1 protein-coding gene is annotated in these 1003 nt (G+C 39.8%); it reads right to left on the bottom strand.

Annotated features, from left to right (window positions below; translation table 11 throughout):
* Window positions 1-85: 85 nt before the first annotated feature.
* Window positions 86-1003 (bottom strand): IS110 family RNA-guided transposase (locus FS736_RS23395; protein WP_144481520.1); only part of this gene is annotated, 918 nt, incomplete at its 5' end.

Below are 1003 nucleotides of genomic sequence, written 5' to 3'. Positions count from 1 at the left end.
CGTGATATACTAAAAAAGGGTATACCAAATAACCTTCATATTCTTAGAATTGGAAGGTTTTTCGTAATTTAGTTAGATGTTGTTTCTAAGCTATATCTTGGAAAGTGGTCCGGTTTCTTAAAAGGGCAAATATCCAATGTAAGAGCTTATTTACACAAGCAATTACAGCTACCTTAAATGGCTTTCCTTCTTCACGCTTCTTGTCGTAAAACTCACGCATTCGTTTGTTTCGGGGAATGATTTCATCCGTCGTTTTCTGTTTACGACAATCGCGTATGGCACATCGAACAGCCATATATAAGGCGTGACGAAGCCTGCTGGAACCTCTTTTGGTGATTCGGTTTTTGGTGGCAGTAAACTTGCCAGATTCGAAAACACTAGGGTCTACTCCAGCGAAAGCCACGAGCTTTTTAGGGTCAGTAAATCGATCTATCTCTCCAATTTCAGAAATGATCGTTGCCGCGATCTTTTCTCCGATACCAGGGATAGATTTGATAATATTATATTCTTCAACTTCTTTAGCGAGGGCATCTATCTCTGACTCCAACGTGGATAGGTGTTCTTTGTATTGAAGAATAATATCAATATACATACCTAAGCTTAAGATATGACTCTGATAGACTGTCTTTTCAAAGGGATTGCGAGCTGCCGCCTCTTTTAGTTGTAAGGCTTTTTCATTGGCCCATCTGATTGAGCGACTTTTACATAATTCCTTAATCCTATTTGAGAGTGCTTCATCACTAGCCTTTAATATGTCTTCAGATGATGGAAACTCCTTTAACGTTAAGAGTGATACCACAGAATATAAATCACCGAACACCCCTCGATACTCAGGGAATACTTGATCCAGAATAGCCTGGAACTGCAGCTTTGTCTGAATCATGACTCCTGTAATATTCTCGTGTTGTCTTGTAAGGTTACGAAGGTTTAAAAGCTGGACCCCTCGCTTTTTATATGGCTCTAACTCTTCCTTGTAATACAACTCGCAGAGGTGGTAAGCATC

Origin of the sequence: Cytobacillus oceanisediminis 2691, assembly GCF_007678455.1 — a bacterium.
Taxonomy (GTDB): domain Bacteria; phylum Bacillota; class Bacilli; order Bacillales; family Cytobacillaceae; genus Mesobacillus; species Mesobacillus oceanisediminis_A.
Note: the sequence above shows the minus strand (reverse complement) of the source record. Positions and strands in the feature narration are given on the sequence as shown.